The 18,045-nt window shown below is 71.1% G+C and carries 17 protein-coding genes and 1 riboswitch; of the genes, 10 read left to right on the forward strand and 7 right to left on the reverse strand.

Translation table 11 applies throughout. The features are described 5' to 3' along the window. Positions 1 to 141 precede the first annotated feature (141 nt). The 4 genes from coxB (at position 142) to ACIPYS_RS01995 (ending at position 4,614) form a co-directional block, all read left to right on the forward strand. Positions 142 to 996, forward strand: a complete 855-nt coding sequence (gene coxB, locus ACIPYS_RS01980; RefSeq protein ID WP_093862320.1) for a cytochrome c oxidase subunit II — start codon at positions 142 to 144, stop codon at positions 994 to 996. After that, positions 993 to 2,768, forward strand: a complete 1,776-nt coding sequence (ctaD, locus tag ACIPYS_RS01985) for a cytochrome c oxidase subunit I (protein ID WP_093862321.1) — start codon at positions 993 to 995, stop codon at positions 2,766 to 2,768. Before coxB ends, ctaD begins: the two co-directional genes overlap by 4 nt. Beyond that, complete coding sequence (locus tag ACIPYS_RS01990) at positions 2,768 to 3,184, forward strand: cytochrome c oxidase subunit 4 (protein ID WP_045938258.1); 417 nt, start codon at positions 2,768 to 2,770, stop codon at positions 3,182 to 3,184. Before ctaD ends, ACIPYS_RS01990 begins: the two co-directional genes overlap by 1 nt. 170 nt (positions 3,185 to 3,354) lie before the next feature. Further along, positions 3,355 to 4,614: an Ig-like domain-containing protein gene (locus tag ACIPYS_RS01995; RefSeq protein WP_093862322.1), complete on the forward strand. Its 1,260-nt coding sequence runs from the start codon at positions 3,355 to 3,357 to the stop codon at positions 4,612 to 4,614. Between the two features lie 20 nt (positions 4,615 to 4,634). Here ACIPYS_RS01995 and ACIPYS_RS02000 read toward each other — a convergent pair whose 3' ends face one another. From ACIPYS_RS02000 to ACIPYS_RS02020, 5 genes are all read right to left on the reverse strand, one after another. Then, positions 4,635 to 5,030, reverse strand: a complete 396-nt coding sequence (locus ACIPYS_RS02000; protein ID WP_400741947.1) for a GntR family transcriptional regulator — start codon at positions 5,028 to 5,030, stop codon at positions 4,635 to 4,637. 124 nt (positions 5,031 to 5,154) lie between these two features. Further along, entirely contained in the window at positions 5,155 to 6,813 is a 1,659-nt protein-coding gene (locus ACIPYS_RS02005; RefSeq protein ID WP_093862324.1) for a ubiquinol-cytochrome c reductase cytochrome b subunit, read from the reverse strand. Further along, positions 6,810 to 7,880 (reverse strand): ubiquinol-cytochrome c reductase iron-sulfur subunit, encoded by a 1,071-nt coding sequence (locus ACIPYS_RS02010; RefSeq protein WP_093862325.1) that lies wholly within the window; start codon positions 7,878 to 7,880, stop codon positions 6,810 to 6,812. The genes ACIPYS_RS02005 and ACIPYS_RS02010 overlap by 4 nt, the downstream gene beginning before the upstream one ends. Then, positions 7,877 to 8,686, reverse strand: a complete 810-nt coding sequence (locus ACIPYS_RS02015; protein WP_093862326.1) for a c-type cytochrome — start codon at positions 8,684 to 8,686, stop codon at positions 7,877 to 7,879. The genes ACIPYS_RS02010 and ACIPYS_RS02015 overlap by 4 nt, the downstream gene beginning before the upstream one ends. Positions 8,687 to 8,873: 187 nt before the next feature. Then, on the reverse strand, positions 8,874 to 9,494 hold the full coding sequence (locus ACIPYS_RS02020) for a heme-copper oxidase subunit III (protein ID WP_030301107.1): 621 nt from the start codon (positions 9,492 to 9,494) through the stop codon (positions 8,874 to 8,876). Positions 9,495 to 9,890: 396 nt separating this feature from the next. Here ACIPYS_RS02020 and ACIPYS_RS02025 point away from each other — a divergent pair, with 396 nt between their 5' ends. The 3 genes from ACIPYS_RS02025 to ACIPYS_RS02035 all read left to right on the forward strand — a co-directional run bounded on the left by ACIPYS_RS02025 (position 9,891) and on the right by ACIPYS_RS02035 (position 13,223). Next, positions 9,891 to 10,316, forward strand: coding sequence for a hypothetical protein (locus tag ACIPYS_RS02025; protein WP_093862327.1), 426 nt, complete (start codon positions 9,891 to 9,893; stop codon positions 10,314 to 10,316). Positions 10,317 to 10,501: 185 nt separating this feature from the next. Next, a complete protein-coding gene (trpD, locus tag ACIPYS_RS02030) occupies positions 10,502 to 11,578 on the forward strand; it encodes an anthranilate phosphoribosyltransferase (RefSeq protein ID WP_093862328.1) in 1,077 nt (358 codons plus the stop codon). Positions 11,579 to 11,686: 108 nt separating this feature from the next. Then, a riboswitch (SAM riboswitch) is annotated at positions 11,687 to 11,804 on the forward strand. A 54-nt stretch (positions 11,805 to 11,858) separates the two neighbouring features. Beyond that, positions 11,859 to 13,223, forward strand: coding sequence for an aminotransferase class V-fold PLP-dependent enzyme (locus ACIPYS_RS02035; RefSeq protein WP_400741954.1), 1,365 nt, complete (start codon positions 11,859 to 11,861; stop codon positions 13,221 to 13,223). A gap of 44 nt (positions 13,224 to 13,267) precedes the next feature. Here the strand turns inward: ACIPYS_RS02035 and ACIPYS_RS02040 are convergent, their stop codons facing one another. Further along, positions 13,268 to 13,549, reverse strand: coding sequence for an Lrp/AsnC ligand binding domain-containing protein (locus ACIPYS_RS02040; RefSeq protein ID WP_030391503.1), 282 nt, complete (start codon positions 13,547 to 13,549; stop codon positions 13,268 to 13,270). Continuing rightward, a complete protein-coding gene (locus ACIPYS_RS02045; protein ID WP_400741958.1) occupies positions 13,546 to 14,424 on the reverse strand; it encodes a rhomboid family intramembrane serine protease in 879 nt (292 codons plus the stop codon). Before ACIPYS_RS02045 ends, ACIPYS_RS02040 begins: the two co-directional genes overlap by 4 nt. 201 nt (positions 14,425 to 14,625) lie before the next feature. Here ACIPYS_RS02045 and ACIPYS_RS02050 point away from each other — a divergent pair, with 201 nt between their 5' ends. The 3 genes from ACIPYS_RS02050 (at position 14,626) to ACIPYS_RS02060 (ending at position 17,819) form a co-directional block, all read left to right on the forward strand. Further along, the gene (locus ACIPYS_RS02050) at positions 14,626 to 14,889 is read left to right on the forward strand and encodes a hypothetical protein (RefSeq protein WP_093862331.1); all 264 of its coding nucleotides are present in this window, start codon (positions 14,626 to 14,628) and stop codon (positions 14,887 to 14,889) included. Between the two features lie 135 nt (positions 14,890 to 15,024). Further along, positions 15,025 to 16,563, forward strand: coding sequence for an NYN domain-containing protein (locus tag ACIPYS_RS02055; protein ID WP_400741963.1), 1,539 nt, complete (start codon positions 15,025 to 15,027; stop codon positions 16,561 to 16,563). Between the two features lie 212 nt (positions 16,564 to 16,775). Then, positions 16,776 to 17,819, forward strand: coding sequence for a C40 family peptidase (locus ACIPYS_RS02060; RefSeq protein ID WP_093862332.1), 1,044 nt, complete (start codon positions 16,776 to 16,778; stop codon positions 17,817 to 17,819). Positions 17,820 to 18,045: the final 226 nt, after the last annotated feature.

The raw sequence follows: 18,045 nt of genomic DNA on the forward strand, positions 1-18,045 counted from the left end.
ACCTGCCCGTCAGCAGCGCATAAGGCTGGAGTAGGGTTTGGCCCGCATAAGCATTCAAACCGTGCCCGTGGTCGGGTCGCCGGGGAGGGAAAGCCTCCCCGGGGCGACGCGAAGGCGGGCGAGACTTCGGGAAGGCGCTACGTGAGTCCCAACGGCTCCGACCGCTCGCCGCGGCGCACGATGCGGCGGAAGCTGCCTCAGGCGCTGGCACTGGGCCTCGTCATCGCGACCGCCACCGGCTGCTCGGCCAACGACCTCCCCAGGCTTGGCCTCCCGAGCCCCGTCACCAAGGAAGGGCCGATGGTCCTCCACATGTGGCAGGGCTCCTGGATCGCGGCGCTGGTGGTCGGCGTACTGATGTGGGGTCTGATCATCTGGAGCGTGATCTTCCACCGGCGCAGCCGCACCGGTGTGCAGGTCCCCCCGCAGACCCGGTACAACGTGCCCATCGAGGCGCTCTACACCGCGGTCCCGATCATCATCGTGTCGGTCCTCTTCTACTTCGTCGCCCGCGACGAGTCGAAGCTGATCTCCGTCTCCGAGAAGCCACAGCACATGGTCAACGTGGTGGGCTTCCAGTGGAGCTGGGCGTTCAACTACGAGAACACCGAGAACCCCGACCCGGCCAACCAGCAGGCCGCGTACGAGGTGGGTACCCCCGGCGAGCCGCCGACCCTCTACCTGCCGGTGAACGAGACGGTGCAGTTCCGCCTCACCTCGCGTGACGTGATCCACGACTTCTGGCCCATCAACTTCATGATGAAGATGGACGTCGTTCCGGGTGTGGTCAACAAGTTCGAGGTCACCCCGACCGTCAAGGGTGAGTACATGGGCAAGTGCGCCGAGCTCTGCGGCGTCGACCACTCGCGCATGCTGTTCAACGTGAAGGTCGTCGACCGTGCCGAGTACGACCAGCACCTGAAGGACCTCCGGGCCAAGGGTCAGACCGGCGCGGTGCCCTCCGGCATCACGACCATGGGAAGTGAAGAGAAGTGACCATCCTCAACGAGCCCGCCGCGGCCGGCGGGGGCGCCGGGGCCGTCACGGTCGGGGCGCAGCGGACCCGGAAGCCGGGTTCCACCATCATCAAGTGGCTGACCACCACTGACCACAAGACGATCGGCACGCTGTACCTGGGCACGTCGTTCGCCTTCTTCCTGATCGGCGGCATCCTCGCCCTGGTCATGCGCGCCGAGCTGGCTCGTCCCGGGACCCAGATCCTGTCGAACGAGCAGTTCAACCAGGCGTTCACGATGCACGGCACGGTCATGCTGCTGATGTTCGCGACGCCGCTCTTCGCCGGTTTCGCGAACTGGATCATGCCGCTGCAGATCGGCGCACCTGACGTCGCGTTCCCGCGGCTGAACATGTTCGCCTACTGGCTGTACCTGTTCGGCTCGCTGATCGCGGTGGCCGGCTTCCTCACCCCGCAGGGTGCCGCCGACTTCGGCTGGTTCGCCTACGCGCCGCTCTCCGACGCGGTCCGTTCGCCGGGCATCGGCGCCGACATGTGGATCATGGGTCTGGCCTTCTCCGGCTTCGGCACGATCCTCGGTGCGGTCAACTTCATCACCACGATCATCTGCATGCGCGCGCCCGGCATGACGATGTTCCGGATGTCGATCTTCGTCTGGAACGTCCTGCTGACCGCCGTGCTGGTCCTGCTGGCCTTCCCGGTGCTCGCCGCCGCGCTGTTCGCCCTGGAGGCGGACCGCAAGTTCGGGGCGCACGTCTTCGACCCGGCCAACGGTGGCGCGCTGCTCTGGCAGCACCTGTTCTGGTTCTTCGGTCACCCCGAGGTGTACATCATCGCGCTGCCGTTCTTCGGCATCGTGTCGGAGATCATCCCGGTCTTCAGCCGCAAGCCGATGTTCGGCTACTCCGGCCTGATCGCGGCCACCATCGCGATCGCCGGTCTGTCCGTGACGGTGTGGGCCCACCACATGTACGTCACCGGACAGGTGCTGCTGCCGTTCTTCTCCTTCATGACCTTCCTGATCGCGGTCCCGACCGGTGTGAAGTTCTTCAACTGGGTCGGCACCATGTGGAAGGGCTCGCTGAGCTTCGAGACCCCGATGCTCTGGACGGTCGGCTTCCTGGTCACCTTCCTCTTCGGCGGTCTGACCGGTGTCCTGCTGGCCTCCCCGCCGATCGACTTCCACGTCTCGGACTCGTACTTCGTCGTCGCCCACTTCCACTACGTGGTCTTCGGCACCGTCGTCTTCGCGATGTTCGCCGGCTTCCACTTCTGGTGGCCGAAGATGACCGGCAAGATGCTCGACGAGCGCCTCGGCAAGGTCACCTTCTGGACGCTGTTCATCGGCTTCCACACCACCTTCCTGGTGCAGCACTGGCTCGGCGCGGAGGGCATGCCCCGCCGCTACGCCGACTACCTGGCCGCCGACGGGTTCACCACCCTGAACACCGTCTCGACCATCGGTTCGTTCCTGCTCGGCCTGTCGATCCTGCCGTTCCTCTACAACGTGTGGAAGACGGCGAAGTACGGCGAGAAGGTGACCGTCGACGACCCGTGGGGCTACGGCCGTTCGCTGGAGTGGGCGACCTCCTGCCCGCCGCCGAGGCACAACTTCCTCACCCTGCCCCGGATCCGCTCCGAATCCCCGGCCTTCGACCTCCACTACCCGGAGATCGCCGCGCTGGACTACCTGGAGTACCACGGTGAGCCGGCCAAGCACTTCGCCGGTGTGACCCCGGCGAAGTACGACGCCCCGAAGCTCGGCAAGGGCAAGAAGGAAGGCGACGCCTGATGAGGGAACAGGGCAAGATTTTCCTGGGCCTGGCGGTCTTCGTACTGGCCATGGCGATCACCTACGGCCTGTGGACCAACAGCTCCGACCACGGCATCGAGGCCGCGGGCACCACCGCGCTCTTCCTCGCCTTCGCGCTGTGCGCCTTCATCGGGTACTACCTCGCCTTCACCGCCCGCCGGGTGGACAGCGGCGCGGGTGACAACCCCGAGGCCGAGGTCGCGGACGACTCCGGCGAGCTGGGCTTCTTCGCCCCGCACAGCTGGCAGCCGCTCTCGCTGGCGGTCGGCGGCGCGCTGGCCTTCCTCGGCGTGATCTTCGGCTGGTGGCTGCTCTACTGGTCGATCCCGGTCATCCTGATCGGCCTCTTCGGCTGGGTCTTCGAGTTCTACCGGGGCGAGAACCAGAACCAGTAGGACCGGTTCTCTCCCACAGGGCCGGGCTTCCCGCACGGGAAGCCCGGCCCTGTTGCGTCCCCGGAGTGACCGCCTCACCCCGCCGGCCCAACCGGACGCCGTTCGGATGTCGCTCAGCCGGAGGGGGTTCCTACGATCTGACCAATCGTGCGAACCCCTGGGAGGCGGTCATGGCCGACAGGCGCGGAATCGCGGGTCTCGGCGGCATCACGCTGGCCCTCGTTGTGCTGGCCCCGCTGGCCGGCTGCACCTCCGGCGGCGAGGAGGTCGCGGACCCGGTCCGCAAGGTCGACGCGGCCCGGCTGGTCCACCTCTCCGCCACGGACAAGGTGGACCCCTCGCAGCCGGTCACGGTCACCGCGGAGCCGGGCAGCCGGCTGACCGACGTCACCGTGGTCGGCCCGGACGGCCGGATCGTTGCCGGGCAGCTCTCGGAGGACCAGCGCAGCTGGCGGACCACCGGCCGGCTGAAGGCGGCCACCGCCTACACCGTGCGGATCGCCGCCGCCGACGGCGGCGGCGGACGCGGCGAGACCACCTCCGGGTTCGCCACCCTGGCCGCCCAGCGGCTGCTGACCGCCAAGCTCGGCCCCGACTCCTCCGGCAGCGGCGTCTACGGGGTCGGCCAGCCGCTCACCGTGCAGCTCTCCGAGGCGGTCAAGGACCCGCAGGCCCGCCAGGAGGTGGAGCGGGCGCTGACGGTGACCTCGCAGCCCGCCGTGACCGGCGCCTGGTACTGGGTGGACGACAAGAACCTGCACTTCCGCCCCGAGGAGTACTGGCCCACCGGCACCGTCGTCGCGCTGGCCTTCGAGGCCACCGGCGGCCGGATCTCCGACGGCCTGTACGGCGGCGACCGGGCGACCCTGGCGATGCGGATCGGCGAGCGGGTCGAGACGGTGGTCGACGCGGCGGCCCACGAGCTGACCCTCAAGCGCGACGGCCAGGTGGTCCGGACGATCCCGGTCACCACCGGCAAGCCCGGCTTCGACACCCGCAACGGCGTCAAGGTGGTGCTCGGCCAGGAGCGCAAGGTCCGGATGAGCGGCGAGACGATCGGCATAGCGGCCGGCAGCCAGGAGTCCTACGACCTCGACGTCGAGTGGGCCACCAGGGTCACCTGGAGCGGCGAGTACGTGCACGCGGCACCCTGGTCGGTGGGCTCCCAGGGCGTGGAGAACGTCAGCCACGGCTGTACCGGCATGAGCACCGAGAACGCCCACTGGTTCTACCAGAACACCAGGGTGGGGGACCTGGTGACGGTGGTGAACAGCCGGGGCAAGAGCATGGAGCCGTTCGGCAACGGCTTCGGGGACTGGAACGTCGGCTGGGGCGAGTGGGTCGGGCACAGCGCCCTCGGGCAGCCCGTCAGCACCACCACACCGGCCACCAGGGCCCCCGCCGGCGGGATGATCGCCCCGCAGCTCTGAGGGCGGCCCCCCGGGGGCCCTCAGGGGCCCTGCGGGCCCTCGCCGGCCCCCTCCCGGTAGGCCAGCCGCAGCGCGTTGTCGGCGGCGGCCAGGGCGTCCGCGGCCGGCACCCCGAGCCGCCGGACCCGCTCGGCGAACTCGGCGGCGGCCGCCGCGGCCAGCCGGTGGGCGGAGTCGCCGACCGCGGCGATCAGGGTGCCGCGCCGGCCGTGCGTCTCCACCACCCCGTCGGTCTCCAGCTCCCGGTAGGCGCGGGCGACCGTCCCGGCCGCCAGCCCGAGCTGCTCGGCCAGCGCGCGGACGGTGGGCAGCCGCAGTCCGGTCGCCAGCTCGCCGGTCCGGGCCTGTTCGGCGATCTGGGCCCGGATCTGCTCGTACGGGGGAGTGGTGGCGGCGGGGTCGACGGACAGCTGCACAGGGGCTCCTGAGGTTCGGAGGGGCGCCGCGGGGCGCCCCCGGGTACCGGGAAAGCCCGAGGGCCGCCGACCAGAAGAACTCTGGTCAGCGGCCCTCGGGGTGCGACGCGGGGTGCGTACGGGATCAGTGGTGGCCGTGGCCGCTGGTGATCTCGTGGTGCTCCTCGGAGGTCGGCTTGGGGATCTGGCTGCCCTCGCCGTAGAAGCCGCGGGAGAGCTTCGCCCGGGTGCGGTCGAGGACGTTGGCCTTGCTGGCCACGCCGTTCTCGTCCGTCTCGGCCGGCAGCTCGAACGGCTCGATCTGCTCGTGCGCGGTGAGCTTGTGCAGGTCCTTCTGCGGCAGCTGGGCGTGCACCTCGACGAACTCGCCGTGCGGCAGGCGCTTGATGACGCCGGTCTCGCGGCCGTGCAGCACCTTCTCCTTGTCGCGGCGCTGGAGGCCGAGGCACCAGCGCTTGGTGACGATGAAGACGATGACCGGGACCACGAACATGCCCACGCGGACGAAGTAGGTGACCGAGTTGATCGACAGGTGCAGGTGGGTGGCGAACAGGTCGTTGCCACCCGCCGCCAGCAGGACCAGGTAGAGGCTGATCCAGGCGGCACCCAGCGCGGTGCGGACCGGGGCGTTGCGCGGGCGGTCCAGGATGTGGTGCTCGCGCTTGTCGCCGGTGATCCAGCCCTCGATGAAGGGGTAGGCGGCGATCGAGACCAGCACCGCCGGGAAGAGGACCATCAGCGGGATCGCCACACCGAGGTTCAGGGTGTGGCCCCACAGGCTGACCTCCCAGCCCGGCATGATGCGGATCAGGCCCTCGGAGAAGCCCATGTACCAGTCCGGCTGGGCGTCCGTGGACACCTGGTCGGGACGGTACGGGCCGTACGCCCAGATCGGGTTGATCGAGGCGATCGCCGAGATGGCCGCGATCAGACCGAACACCAGGAAGAAGAAGCCACCGGCCTTGGCCATGTAGACCGGCATCAGCGGCATGCCGACGACGTTCTTCTCGGTCTTGCCCGGGCCCGCCCACTGGGTGTGCTTGTGGTAGAAGACCAGGATCAGGTGCGCCACCAGCAGGCCGAGCATGATGCCCGGGATCAGCAGCACGTGGATGGTGAAGAACCGCGGCACGATGTCGTGGCCGGGGAACTCGCCCCCGAACAGGAACATCTGGACGTAGGTGCCGATCAGCGGGGTCGCCAGGACGGCGCCCTCCATGAACCGGATACCGGTGCCGGAGAGCAGGTCGTCGGGCAGCGAGTAGCCGAAGAAGCCGTCGAACATGCCCAGGACGAGCAGCAGGAAGCCGAAGACCCAGTTGATCTCACGGGGCTTGCGGAACGCGCCGGTGAAGAAGACGCGCATCATGTGCACGAACATCGCCGCGACGAAGACCAGGGCCGCCCAGTGGTGGATCTGGCGGACCAGCAGACCGCCGCGCACCTCGAAGCTGATGTCCACCGTCGACGCGTACGCCTCGGACATCGGGATGCCCTTGAGCGGGATGTACGAGCCGTTGTAGATGACCTCGCCCATCGAGGGCTTGAAGAACAGCGTCAGGTAGACACCGGTCAGGATGATGATGATGAAGGTGTAGAGGCAGATCTCGCCCAGCATGAAGGACCAGTGGTCCGGGAAGATCTTCCGCAGGTTGGTCTTGGCGAGGGAGTAGATCCCCAGCCGACCGTCCGTCCAGTCCGCGGCCTGCTCCCACTTGTTCGCGGGCTTGGCGCGCGTGCTGGCGGGCTTGGCGCCGGAGGTGGTGCTGCTCGTACTGCTCATCGAGCACGCTCCCAGTAGCTCGGGCCGACGGGCTCGTCGAAGTCGCCGTGGGCGACCAGGAAGCCCTTCTCGTCAGTGGTGATCTTCAGCTGCGGCAGCGGGTGGCCGGCCGGGCCGAAGATCACGCGCGCGCCGTCCGCCAGGTCGAAGGTCGACTGGTGGCAGGGGCAGAGCGCGTGGTGGGTCTGCTGCTCGTACAGGCTGATCGGGCAGCCGACGTGGGTGCAGATCTTGGAGTAGGCGAGGATGCCCTCGAAGCCCTTCTCCTTGGACTTGTCGTCCTTGATGTCCTCCGGCGCGATGCGCACCAGCATGAGGGCGTCCTTGGCGATGCGCTGCTGGAAGTCCTCGTCATGGGTGTGCAGGCCCTCGGGCATCGCGAAGGTCAGCGACCCCGTGATGATGTCCTCGGCCTTCATCGGCTGGTTGGTGTTCATGTTGATCAGCTGCAGGGGCTTGGCGTCGGTCGCCTCCTCCCAGCCGGTGTGCTCCAGCTTGTCCTCGGGCAGCGGGCCCAGGTCGCGCAGGAGGACCACACCGGACAGCGGCACCAGGGCCATCGAACCGATGAGGGTGTTGCGGATCATCTTGCGGCGGCCGAAGCCGGACTCCGCGGCACCGGTCCGGAACTGCTCGATGACGTCGGCGCGGACCTCGTCGTCGGCCTCGATCGGGTGACGCTCGGCCGGGATCTCGTGGTCCGACATCAGGGTGCGGGCCCAGTGGACCGCGCCCGCGCCGATGAGGAACAGCGCGACACCGAGGGTCATGCCGAGCGCGAAGTTCAGCGCGCTGACGTGGCCCAGCGGCCAGATGTAGACGATCTTGTCCGGGTCGATGGCCACGTACGAGGCGATGAAGCCGATCGTGGCGAGCATCGAGACGACGAACATCAGCGACACCTGGCGCTCGGCCCGCTTGGCGGCCCGCTCGTCGATGTCGGTGCGACGCGGCTCGTGGGCCGGCAGGCCCGGGTCGGCGAACGGATCGCCGTGGGCGGCCACCTCGTGGTGCCCGGCGGAGCCGTGGGACTCCGGGAGCTTCTCTTCTGACATGTCGTGGCTCATGACTTCTTGGCCTTGGTGGTGTGGGCGGCGACCCAGATCGCGACCGCGATGAGCGCACCGAGACCGAAGATCCAGCCGAACAGGCCCTCGGTCACCGGACCGAGGCTGCCGAGCGTGAGACCGCCGGGGTTGGGCTCATCGTTGGTGGTGTGGCGGACGAAGGCCACGATCTGCTTCTTCTGCTCCTCGGGCATGGTGGTGTCCGGGAACGACGGCATGTTCTGCGGGCCGGTCTGCATGGCCTCGTAGATGTGCTTGGCGTCCACGCCCTCCAGGGACGGGGCGTACTTGCCCTGGGTGAGGGCACCGCCCTGGCCGGCGAAGTTGTGGCACTGGGCGCAGTTGGTGCGGAACAGCTCGCCGCCCTTGGACAGGTCGTCCGGGTTGGTCGAGGTGTACTGCTCCTCGGTCGGCGTGACCGGACCGGGGCCGAGCGAGGCGACGAAGGCGGCGAGCTGGTCGATCTCCGCCTGCGAGTAGATGTTCGGCTTGCGCGGCACCTGGGCGCCGGGCTGCTGGGCCGGCATACGGCCGGTGCCCACCTGGAAGTCGACCGCGGCGGAGCCGACGCCGACCAGGCTCGGGCCGTCGCTGCTGCCCTGCCCGTTCAGGCCGTGGCAGGAGGAGCAGCCCACGGCGAAGAGCTTCTTGCCCTCATCGATCGCGAGCGACTGCGCCGCCACGTCGGCCTGCGCCTTGCCGGCGGGCGCGAACGCGGCGTACAGCCCCCCGGTTGCCGCCAGGGCGAGAAGTAGGACGACCAGCGCCGCCAGTGGGTGGCGCCGTCGTGCGGAGAGCTTTTTCACGGAATAACCCCGGTGTCAGGATCTGGTCGACTGGTGGGTGCACCCGGCGGCCGGTCTGGCCGGCACGAGGCTGCCTGTCCAAGGCTGCGCGCGCGGTCGGTCGGTGGGAGCGTCGCCACCGGCGAAATCGGGCCGTCGCCGGTGAGGGCGGGACCCGGGGCCGGTGGCCAGCGACCTGATCAGCTGGTTACTTGATCAGGTAGATGGTCGCGAACAGGCCGATCCACACGACATCGACGAAGTGCCAGTAGTACGACACCACGATGGCGGCGGTGGCCTGCTCGTGCGTGAAGCGCTTGGCTGCGTACGTCCGTCCCAGGACCAGCAGGAAGGCGATCAGACCACCCGTCACGTGCAGACCGTGGAAGCCGGTGGTCAGGTAGAACACCGTGCCGTACGGGTCGGAGGACAGCGACAGGCCGTCCTTCTTGACCAGCTCGGTGTACTCGAAGATCTGGCCGCCGATGAAGATCGCGCCCATCACGAAGGTGATGACGAACCACGAGCGGAGCTTCTTCACGTCCCCGCGCTCGGCGGCGAAGACGCCGAGCTGGCAGGTGAGCGAGGAGAGCACCAGGATCGTGGTGTTGACCGAGGAGAACGGCACGTTGAGGGCGTGCGCCTTCTCGGTCCAGAACTCCGGCCCCTTGACGGAGCGGAGCGTGAAGTACATCGCGAAGAGGGCCGCGAAGAACATCAACTCGGAACTGAGCCAGACGATCGTTCCGACGCTGACCATGTTCGGCCGGTTGACCGATCCGTGCGCGTGCCCGGTTTCTACTGCTGTTGCTGTCGCCACGACGGACATTATGTCGGTCCCTTATTCCGTCTTCACGTCGGGGGGTCACCCTCGGAGTGTCCGGTGCGTGCGGTATGCCCCCCTGGGGCCCGACGGGGCGTCCGGACTGCCGCTGAGCAGCGGCGTGTCCCTTTTCTGACGGTTGCTCGAAGGGCCCGTCCGGACCCCGTCCGGCGTGTCGTGGCGGGCGTCCGGGGGGCTTCGGGGGTAAGGGGAAGTTCCACTCGTCCGCCGTACGGGTGGACCGCGCGGGCGGGGGTGACGCGCCCTGCTCCGGCCGGACCAGTCGCGGACGCGGCGCGGTCGGGACGAGATCGCGCGGGAGGGGCTCGGCGGGCGGTGATCGGGAGTAGCATCCGGGGACAGGCGAACGTGGTCCGGATCACACGTGAGGGAGCAGGGCCCATGGCGCACACGACCGACGAGACGCTGACCGTTCTCGTCTACAGCCACGACCGAACCACCCGCGAGCAGGTGCTGACCGCTCTCGGGCGGCGGCCCGCGGAGGACCTCCCGGAGCTGGCCTACCTGGAGTGCGCGACCACCCCCGCGGTGCTCAAGGCGCTGGAGAAGGGCGGCGTCGACCTCTGCGTCCTGGACGGCGAGGCGGTGCCGGCCGGCGGGCTCGGGCTCGGACGGCAGCTGAAGGACGAGATCTACGGTTGCCCGCCGGTGCTGGTGCTGATCGGCCGGCCGCAGGACTCCTGGCTGGCCGCCTGGAGCCGGGCCGACGCGGCGATCTCCCAGCCGGTGGACCCGGTGGCGCTGGCGGAGGCCGCCGCCACGCTGCTGCGGGCCAGGCTGGCCAAGCGGGCGCCCGCCGTCCGCTAGGTCGGGTCCCCGGCCCGTGTTCCGTCCGGCGTTCCACCCGGCGTTCGGTCCGGCGTTCCACCCGGCGTCTCACTGCGAGAGAAGAAGGGTGAACGGCGGAGCCCCGGCGGGCCGCCGCTCGATAGGCTGACTCCGTCCCCACGTCCTTCCCCGGGTAGCCGGGGCAGCGAGAGCCGGAGTCAGCCATGGTGAACGTGCAGCCTGCGAACGGTGGGAGCGACCCCGCGCAGGTGGTCCGCTCCTGGCCGGACATCCTGTCGGCGCTGCTGAGGGGAGAGGACCTCGACCGCTCGGCCACCGCGTGGGCGATGGACCGGATCATGAGCGGCGAGGCCTCCCCGGTGCAGGTGGCCGGGTTCATGGTGGCGCTGCGGGCCAAGGGCGAGACGGTCGAGGAGATCTCCGGACTCGTCGACTCGATGTACGCGCACGCCGAGCCGCTGGACATCCCAGGCCCGGCGGTGGACATCGTCGGCACCGGCGGCGACCGGGCCAAGACCGTCAACATCTCCACCATGTCGGCGATCGTCGCCGCCGCGGCCGGTGCCAAGGTGGTCAAGCACGGCAACCGGGCCGCCTCCTCCTCGAGCGGTTCCTCGGACGTGCTGGAGAAGCTGGGCATCAGCCTGGACCTCCGGCCGCGCCGGGTCGCCGAGATCGCCGAGGAGGTCGGGCTCACCTTCTGCTTCGCCGCGACCTTCCACCCCTCGATGCGGCACGCCGCGCCGGCCCGGCGCGACCTCGGGGTGCCCACCGCCTTCAACATCCTGGGGCCGCTGACCAACCCGGCCCGGGTGACGGCGCACGCGATCGGCTGCTTCGACACCCGGCTGGCGGCGCTGATCGCCGGGGTGCTCGCCCGGCGCGGTGCCACCGCGCTGGTCTTCCGGGGCGACGACGGACTGGACGAGCTGACCATCACCACCACCTCGCGGGTGTGGGTGGTCCGCGACGGCGCCGTGACCGAGACCGTCTTCGACCCGCGCGAGGTCGGCATCGAGCCGGTCGGCATCGAGGCGCTGCGCGGCGCGGACCCGGCGTACAACGCGGAGGTCGCGCGCCGGATGCTCGCCGGGGAGCACGGTCCGGTCCGGGACGCGGTGCTGCTGAACGCGGCGGCCGCGCTGGTGGCGCTGGACCTCACCGACGCGCCGCTCGCCGAGCAGCTGGGCGCGGCCATGCGGCGTACCGCGGCGGCCGTCGACTCGGGTGCCGCGCGGGACCTGCTGAAGCACTGGTCCGAGGCCACCGCCCGGGTGTGACAGGGCCGTTGGGGGCCCATCGGGAATCCTCCCGGTGGGCCCCGACGTGTGTCCGGGATGTGGACCGCTGTTTGACCGAGGGGTGGAGCCGACCTAGAGTCTTGGCCAGGTCATGAGCGACAGCGACAAGCCCCAGCTTGCTGTCCGGCAACCCTCCGTCCGTGGCGGGGTGCCCTGGGTGAGGACCGGGCCGTGCGGCGAGCCGTCCGCGTGGCAAGCGCGGACACCCGGATCATCACGCACTCCCGGGGTCCCTGACCCGTAGACGGAGTGCATCCCCATGTCTCTCGCCACCGATCTCAGCACCCCCCTCGCCGTGCTCGGCCACGACGTCGAGGTCCCGCTCGCCAACGGCGACAAGGTCGCCTACGCCGCGCTCGACTACGCCGCCAGCGCCCCGGCGCTCCAGCGGGTCTGGGACGAGGTCGCCGCCTACGCCCCGTACTACGGCAGCGTGCACCGCGGCGCCGGCTACCTGTCCCAGCTCTCCACCGACCTGTTCGAGCAGAGCCGCCGGACCGTCGCCGAGTTCCTGGACCTGCGCGAGGGCGACCAGGTGGTCTTCACCCGCGCCACCACCGACTCGCTCAACCTGCTGGCCGGCGCCGTCCCGGCCGGGACCCAGGTGTTCGCCTTCGAGACCGAGCACCACGCCTCGCTGCTGCCGTGGGCGCACGCCGGTCTGACCGTCACCTGTCTGCGCGCCCCCCGCTCGCACGCCGAGGCGGTCGCCGCGTTCGACGCCGCGCTCGCCGGTGCGCCCGAGGGCCCGAAGCTGCTCTGCGTCACCGGTGCCTCGAACGTCACCGGCGAGCTCTGGCCGGTCGCCGAGCTGACCCGGACCGCCCACCGGTACGGCGCCCGGGTGGTGCTGGACGCCGCGCAGCTGGCCCCGCACCACCGGGTCTCGGTGCGCGAGCTGGGGGTCGACTGGATCGCCTTCTCCGGCCACAAGCTGTACGCGCCGTTCGGCGCCGGGGTGCTGGCCGGCCGGGCCGACTGGCTGGACGAGGCCGAGCCCTACCTGGCCGGCGGCGGCGCCACCCGTACCGTGGCCCGGGAGACCGACGGCTCGGTGGCCGTGCAGTGGCACACCGGCCCGGCCCGGCACGAGGCGGGCTCCCCGAACGTCATCGGCGTGTACGCGATCGCGGCCGCCTGCCGGGCGCTCACCGAGGCCGGGTTCGACGCGCTGGAGGCGCGCGAGCGGGTGCTGGTAGCCCGGCTGAAGGCCGGTCTGGCGGAGATCCCCGAGGTCAGGGTGCTGAACCTGTTCGGTGCCGACGCCGACCGGGTGGGCGTGCTGTCCTTCGTCGTCCAAGGCTGGAACAGCTCGCACTTCTCGGCCGCGCTGTCCGCCGAGTACGGCATCGGCGTGCGGGACGGTCTGTTCTGCGCCCACCCGCTGGTGCGCACGCTGCTCGGCGACGAGGAGGCCGCGCCCTCCGAGTGCGGCGCGCCGGAGGCTTCACTGCCGGGCGAGCGCAGCCTGAACGCGATCCGGGTGAGCTTCGGCGCCGGCACCCCGGACGAGCACGTGGACCGGTTCCTGACCGCCGTCCGCGAGCTGGTCACGGACGGCGCGGCGTGGAGCTACCGGAACGAGGGCGGCCGCTGCGTCGCGGACACCCGCCGGGAGGGCTGAGGCCCCGTCGGGGACCCTCGGCCCGGCGGGCCCGCGGTCGGCCGCTACTCCTCCAGGCCGATCGCGAACGCGGCCTCCAGGTCGTGCTGGGAGTAGGTGCGGAAGGCGATCTGGGTCTCGGTGTGCGCCACGCCCGGGACCTTGTTCAGCCGGCCGGGGATCACCTCGGCGAGGTCGTCGTGCCGGCGCACCCGCACCATCGCGACCAGGTCGTAGCCGCCGGTCACCGAGTAGACCTCGCTGACGCCCTCGATGGCGGCGATCGCCTCGGCGATCTCCGGGATGCGGTCGACGCTGGTCTTGATCAGGACGATGGCGGTGATCACGGTGGCGTACTCCTTTGTGAGGTGCCGCCAGGGTAGCGGGCGTCGGTCACGGCGTCGCGGGGGCGGGTGCGGCCCGGGCGGGTGGGGCGGCGGAGGGTCCGGCGGGGGCGGGTGCGGCGCTCGGCCAGGGTGCAGGCGTAGAGGAAGCCCGCCACGAAGCCGATCACGTGCACCAGGTACGCCACCCCCGGTCCGGCGGAGTGCACCGACCACCACTGGAGCGCGAACCAGAGGCCCAGGACCAGCCAGGCCGGGAACCGCAGCGGCAGGAAGAGCAGCAGCGGGACGAGCGTGGTGACCCGGGCGTGCGGGTGGAAGCGCAGGTAGGAGCCGAGCACGGCGGAGATCGCCCCCGAGGCGCCGATCAGCACCCGGGTCGAGTCCGCCGAGTGCGCCTCGGCCAGGGCGAAGCCGTAGGTGGTCAGCGCGCCGGCCGCCAGATAGAAGAGGAGGAACCGGGGGCGGCCGAGCCGTCGCTCCACGGTGGGGCCGAAGACGTGGAGGAAGAGCAGGTTGCCGAGCAGGTGCAGCCAGCCGGCGTGCAGGAAGAGCGCGCTGAGCACGGACAGCGCCGGGTGCTTGCCGGGGGTCGCCGAGGCCGGGCAGCCGGGCACCGGCTCGGGGGCCTCGGCAAGTTGGTCCGCGGTCAGCGGGTGACCGGTCAGGAGCTCGGCGGGGACGGCCCCCCAGCGCTGCTCGTAGCGCTGCTCGGCGCAGACCCGGACCTGGTCCCGGCCGTAGAGGGGGTTGAGCCCCGCGGCCGGTCCGAGCAGGAAGACCGCGGTGTTCAGCGCGATCAGCGCGTAGCAGACGGCCGGAGCGGCGGCGGCCGGTCGGCCGCGGTGCGCGCCGGGGTGGGGGACCGGGATCGCCATGGGCTCCAGCATCCCCCCGGTTCCGGGCGGGCACCGCGTGGTTACGGCAGGTGGGCTACCGCCCGGGAGTGCTCGGCCGGTGGCCGGGAAGGTTGCCCCAGGCAATAGGCTTGGGGCGGGCATTCCCGCCTCCCGCCGCCGACGCCGGGGCTCCGGGGGGAGCGCCTGAGCCCGTTCCGGGACCACCCGAGAGGACCCCCGATGACCGTCCCCGCTCTGACCGCCGAGACGCGCTGGCGCTGCACGCTCTGCGGAAACCTGACCCGCTTCGACGTGACCCGGACCGCCCGGGTGACCGAGTTCCTGCACTTCGACCTGGCCGGCGAGTCCAAGGTCGAGGAGACCCAGGTGCTCAGCGAGACCGTGGAGTCGGTGCGCTGCCGCTGGTGCAACGCCGTGGACCAGGTCGAGCTGGTGGCCCGTCCCGGCGCGGACGGCGCGGACGGCGCTCCCGGGCAGGGCTGACCGCCCGGTCCGTGCGGTGGGCGGTGAGCGGCGTGGCCGCCCGCCGCACGGGACAATACAGAGAGAACGCGCGGAGTGTGACGGGGGTGGCGGCCTGCGGCCGTACCCCGCTGGACCAGGATCGGAGCCGAGGACGTGGTGGACGCAGCGAAGGAGCCCGCCGGGCCGCAGGGGCGGCAGCCCGCTGTGGACGCGCAGGCGCCGGACGCGGCAGTGGCCGCCCCCTCCGGCGCCGGGGCCCCGGCGGAGGCGCCCGCGGGCGAGGAGTCCGGCGCCGGTGAGGAGCCGGCGGCAGCGGACGGCGGAGCGGGCGGCCCGGACCCGTCGGCGGGACCGGACGGGCCGGAGGTGTCGGGGCCGGTCGCCGAGACGCTGGACCGGCCGCTCCCGGAGGGGGTGCGCCGGCGGGTGGTCGGTCTGGCCTCCGACGCGCTCGGCGGTCTGCCGCTCGGCGAACTGCCCCAGTCGCTGCGCCAGTACGCCAAGTTCACCCCCGCCCGCCGGGCCAAGTACGCGGCGACCGCGCTGGCCGCGGCGCTGGAGGCGGAGCCGGCCTTCCGGGTGCGGATAGCGGAGCGGCTGCGGCTGGGTCAGCCGGACCTGGTCCGGGCCCTGGAGGCGGGCACCGTGCCGGGCGCCGCCGACCCGATGGACGTGGCGGCGGCCGCCTACCTGGTGCGCTCCGCCGGGTGGAGCCGGCTGGTCGCGGAGGCCGGCGACGAGGCCGAGCGGGCCGGCACCGAGGGCGCGGTCGCCGAGGCGACCCGGCTGGTCGAGAAGCTGCAGGCGGAGCTGGCCGAGCTGCGGGCCGCGGCGCGGTCCGACCTGGAGCGGCAGCGGGCCGAGTCGGAGGACGTCCGCAAGGAGGCCGAGTCGCTGCGCCGGCGGCTGCGTTCGCTGGAGAGCGACACCCGGCGGGCCCAGGCGGAGACCCGGAAGGTCGCCGCCGAGCTGGAGGCGGTCAGGACGCAGGCGGCGGCCGAGCGCGGCGCGGCGGAGACCGAGGCGCGGCGGCTGCGGCACCGGGTCACGGAGCTGGAGAACTCCGCCGAGCAGGGCCGGCGCTCTGCCCGGGAGGGGCGCGGCGTCGAGGACATGCGGCTGCGGCTGCTGCTGGACACCGTGCTCCAGTCGGCCCAGGGCCTCCAGCGGGAGCTGGCGCTGCCGGTCTCCCAGATCCGCCCGGCGGACCTGGTGGAGGCGGTGGTGCCGGGTTCGGCCTCGCCGCACGACGTGGCGCGGCGCGGGCTGGCCGAGGACGACCCGGCGCTGCTGGACCAGCTGCTGGCGATCCCGCAGGTCCATCTGGTGGTGGACGGCTACAACGTCACCAAGACGGGCTATCCGACGCTGCCGCTGGAGCAGCAGCGGATCCGGCTGCTGGGCGGACTGGCGATGCTGGCGCAGCGCACCCAGGCGGAGGTCACCTGCGTGTTCGACGGCCAGGACCTCGACGTGCCGGTGATCATGGCGCCGCCGCGCGGGGTGCGGGTGCGGTTCAGCCGGACCGGCGAGACGGCGGACGAGCTGATCCGCCGGCTGGTCCGGGCGGAGCCGCAGGGCCGCCCGGTGGTGGTGGTGTCGGCGGACAAGGAGGTCGCGGACGGCGTGCGGAAGGCCGGCGCGCGCCCCGTCGCCTCGGTGCTGCTGCTGAACCGGCTGGCCCGTCCGTAGGTCCCGCGCGGCGCGGGCCGACGGCAATGACGGCTGGTCAGCGCCGGGATTGCGGTCTTGTGCGGGTTTCGTGAAGTCCGGGTGCGGGCGGCAGGTTCACGCAATCGTGGGAGTGGCGCGAAACGTGGATCTTCACTAGGGTCTGGCGTCAAACCTATTTTCCGGATTCTCACCCCAACGGGTGAGGCCATTGGAAGAAGGAGCCGGTCCTCTTGGCCTCCCACCGCCGTCCCAAGCAGCCGAGCCGCGCGCGGGTCTCCGTGCTCACCGCGGCCGCTGCGACCGCGGTCGCTCTCTCCGCCCAGGTCGCCGCCCACGCAGCGCCGAGCCCGTCGCCGAAGAAGGACGACGTCAAGGCGCAGATCGACCAGCTGAACGAGGAGGCCGAGCAGGCCACCGAGCGGTACAACGGCGCCAAGGAGCGGGCCGACCAGCTGCGCAAGCAGGCGGACCAGCTCCAGGACCAGGTCGCGCGCGGCCAGGAGCAGATGACCCAGCTTCAGTCGGGGCTGGCCGCGGTGGCGGGCGAGCAGTACCGCACCGGCGGCATCGACCCGTCCGTCCAGCTGATGCTGTCCTCCGACCCGTCCGGGTACCTGGACAAGGCCTCCAGCGTGCAGCAGGCCAGCTCCAGCCAGGCCGAGGCGCTCAAGGGGCTGCAGGACCAGCAGCGCCGGCTCGACCAGCAGAAGGCCGAGGCCGCCGCCGTGCTGGCCTCGCTGGACAGCACCACCAAGGACCTGAACCAGTCCAAGACCGAGGTCGGCAAGAAGCTCCGCGAGGCGCAGGAGCTGCTGAACTCGCTCAGCGCCGCCGACCGCGCGGCCGTCAAGGCGGCGCAGCAGCAGTCCGACCGCGCCTCGCGCGGCAGCGAGCGCACCGACCCGGCCAGCCTGCCCCAGGCCAGTGGCATGGCGGGGTCGGCCGTCGCCAACGCGATGAGCAAGCAGGGTTCCCCGTACGGCTGGGGCGACGTCGGCCCGAACACCTTCGACTGCTCCGGCCTGATGGTCTGGTCCTACGCCAAGGCCGGCGTCTCGCTGCCGCGCACCTCGCAGGCGCAGGCCAACTACGGCAGCCGGGTGCCGTCCCTCGCCGAGGCGCAGCCGGGCGACCTGATCATCTACCGCGCCGACCGCAGCCACGTCGGTATGTACATCGGCAACGGCATGGTGGTGCACGCGCCGCACACCGGTGACGTGGTGAAGGTGATGAAGGCCGACGCCATGCCGATCAACGCGATCCGCCGGGTCTGACGCTCCGCCACGACACCCCCGGGGGCGGTTTCCGGCCCCTGTGATCAGCGCCACCCCCGACCGGGGGTGGCGTTGGGGTTTGGGTCGGGCATTAGGCCGTCCAGGTGGAAATGATCAGCCTGATGTGGGGATGTGATCACACTCGGTCATATTCACAAAGGAACTTGGGTATTCTTCTGGCTTTTTTCTGACAAGGATTTGAACGGATCACGGATCTGTTACTAGG

The sequence above is a fragment of the Kitasatospora sp. NPDC089913 genome (assembly GCF_044748625.1).
GTDB lineage: Bacteria > Actinomycetota > Actinomycetes > Streptomycetales > Streptomycetaceae > Kitasatospora.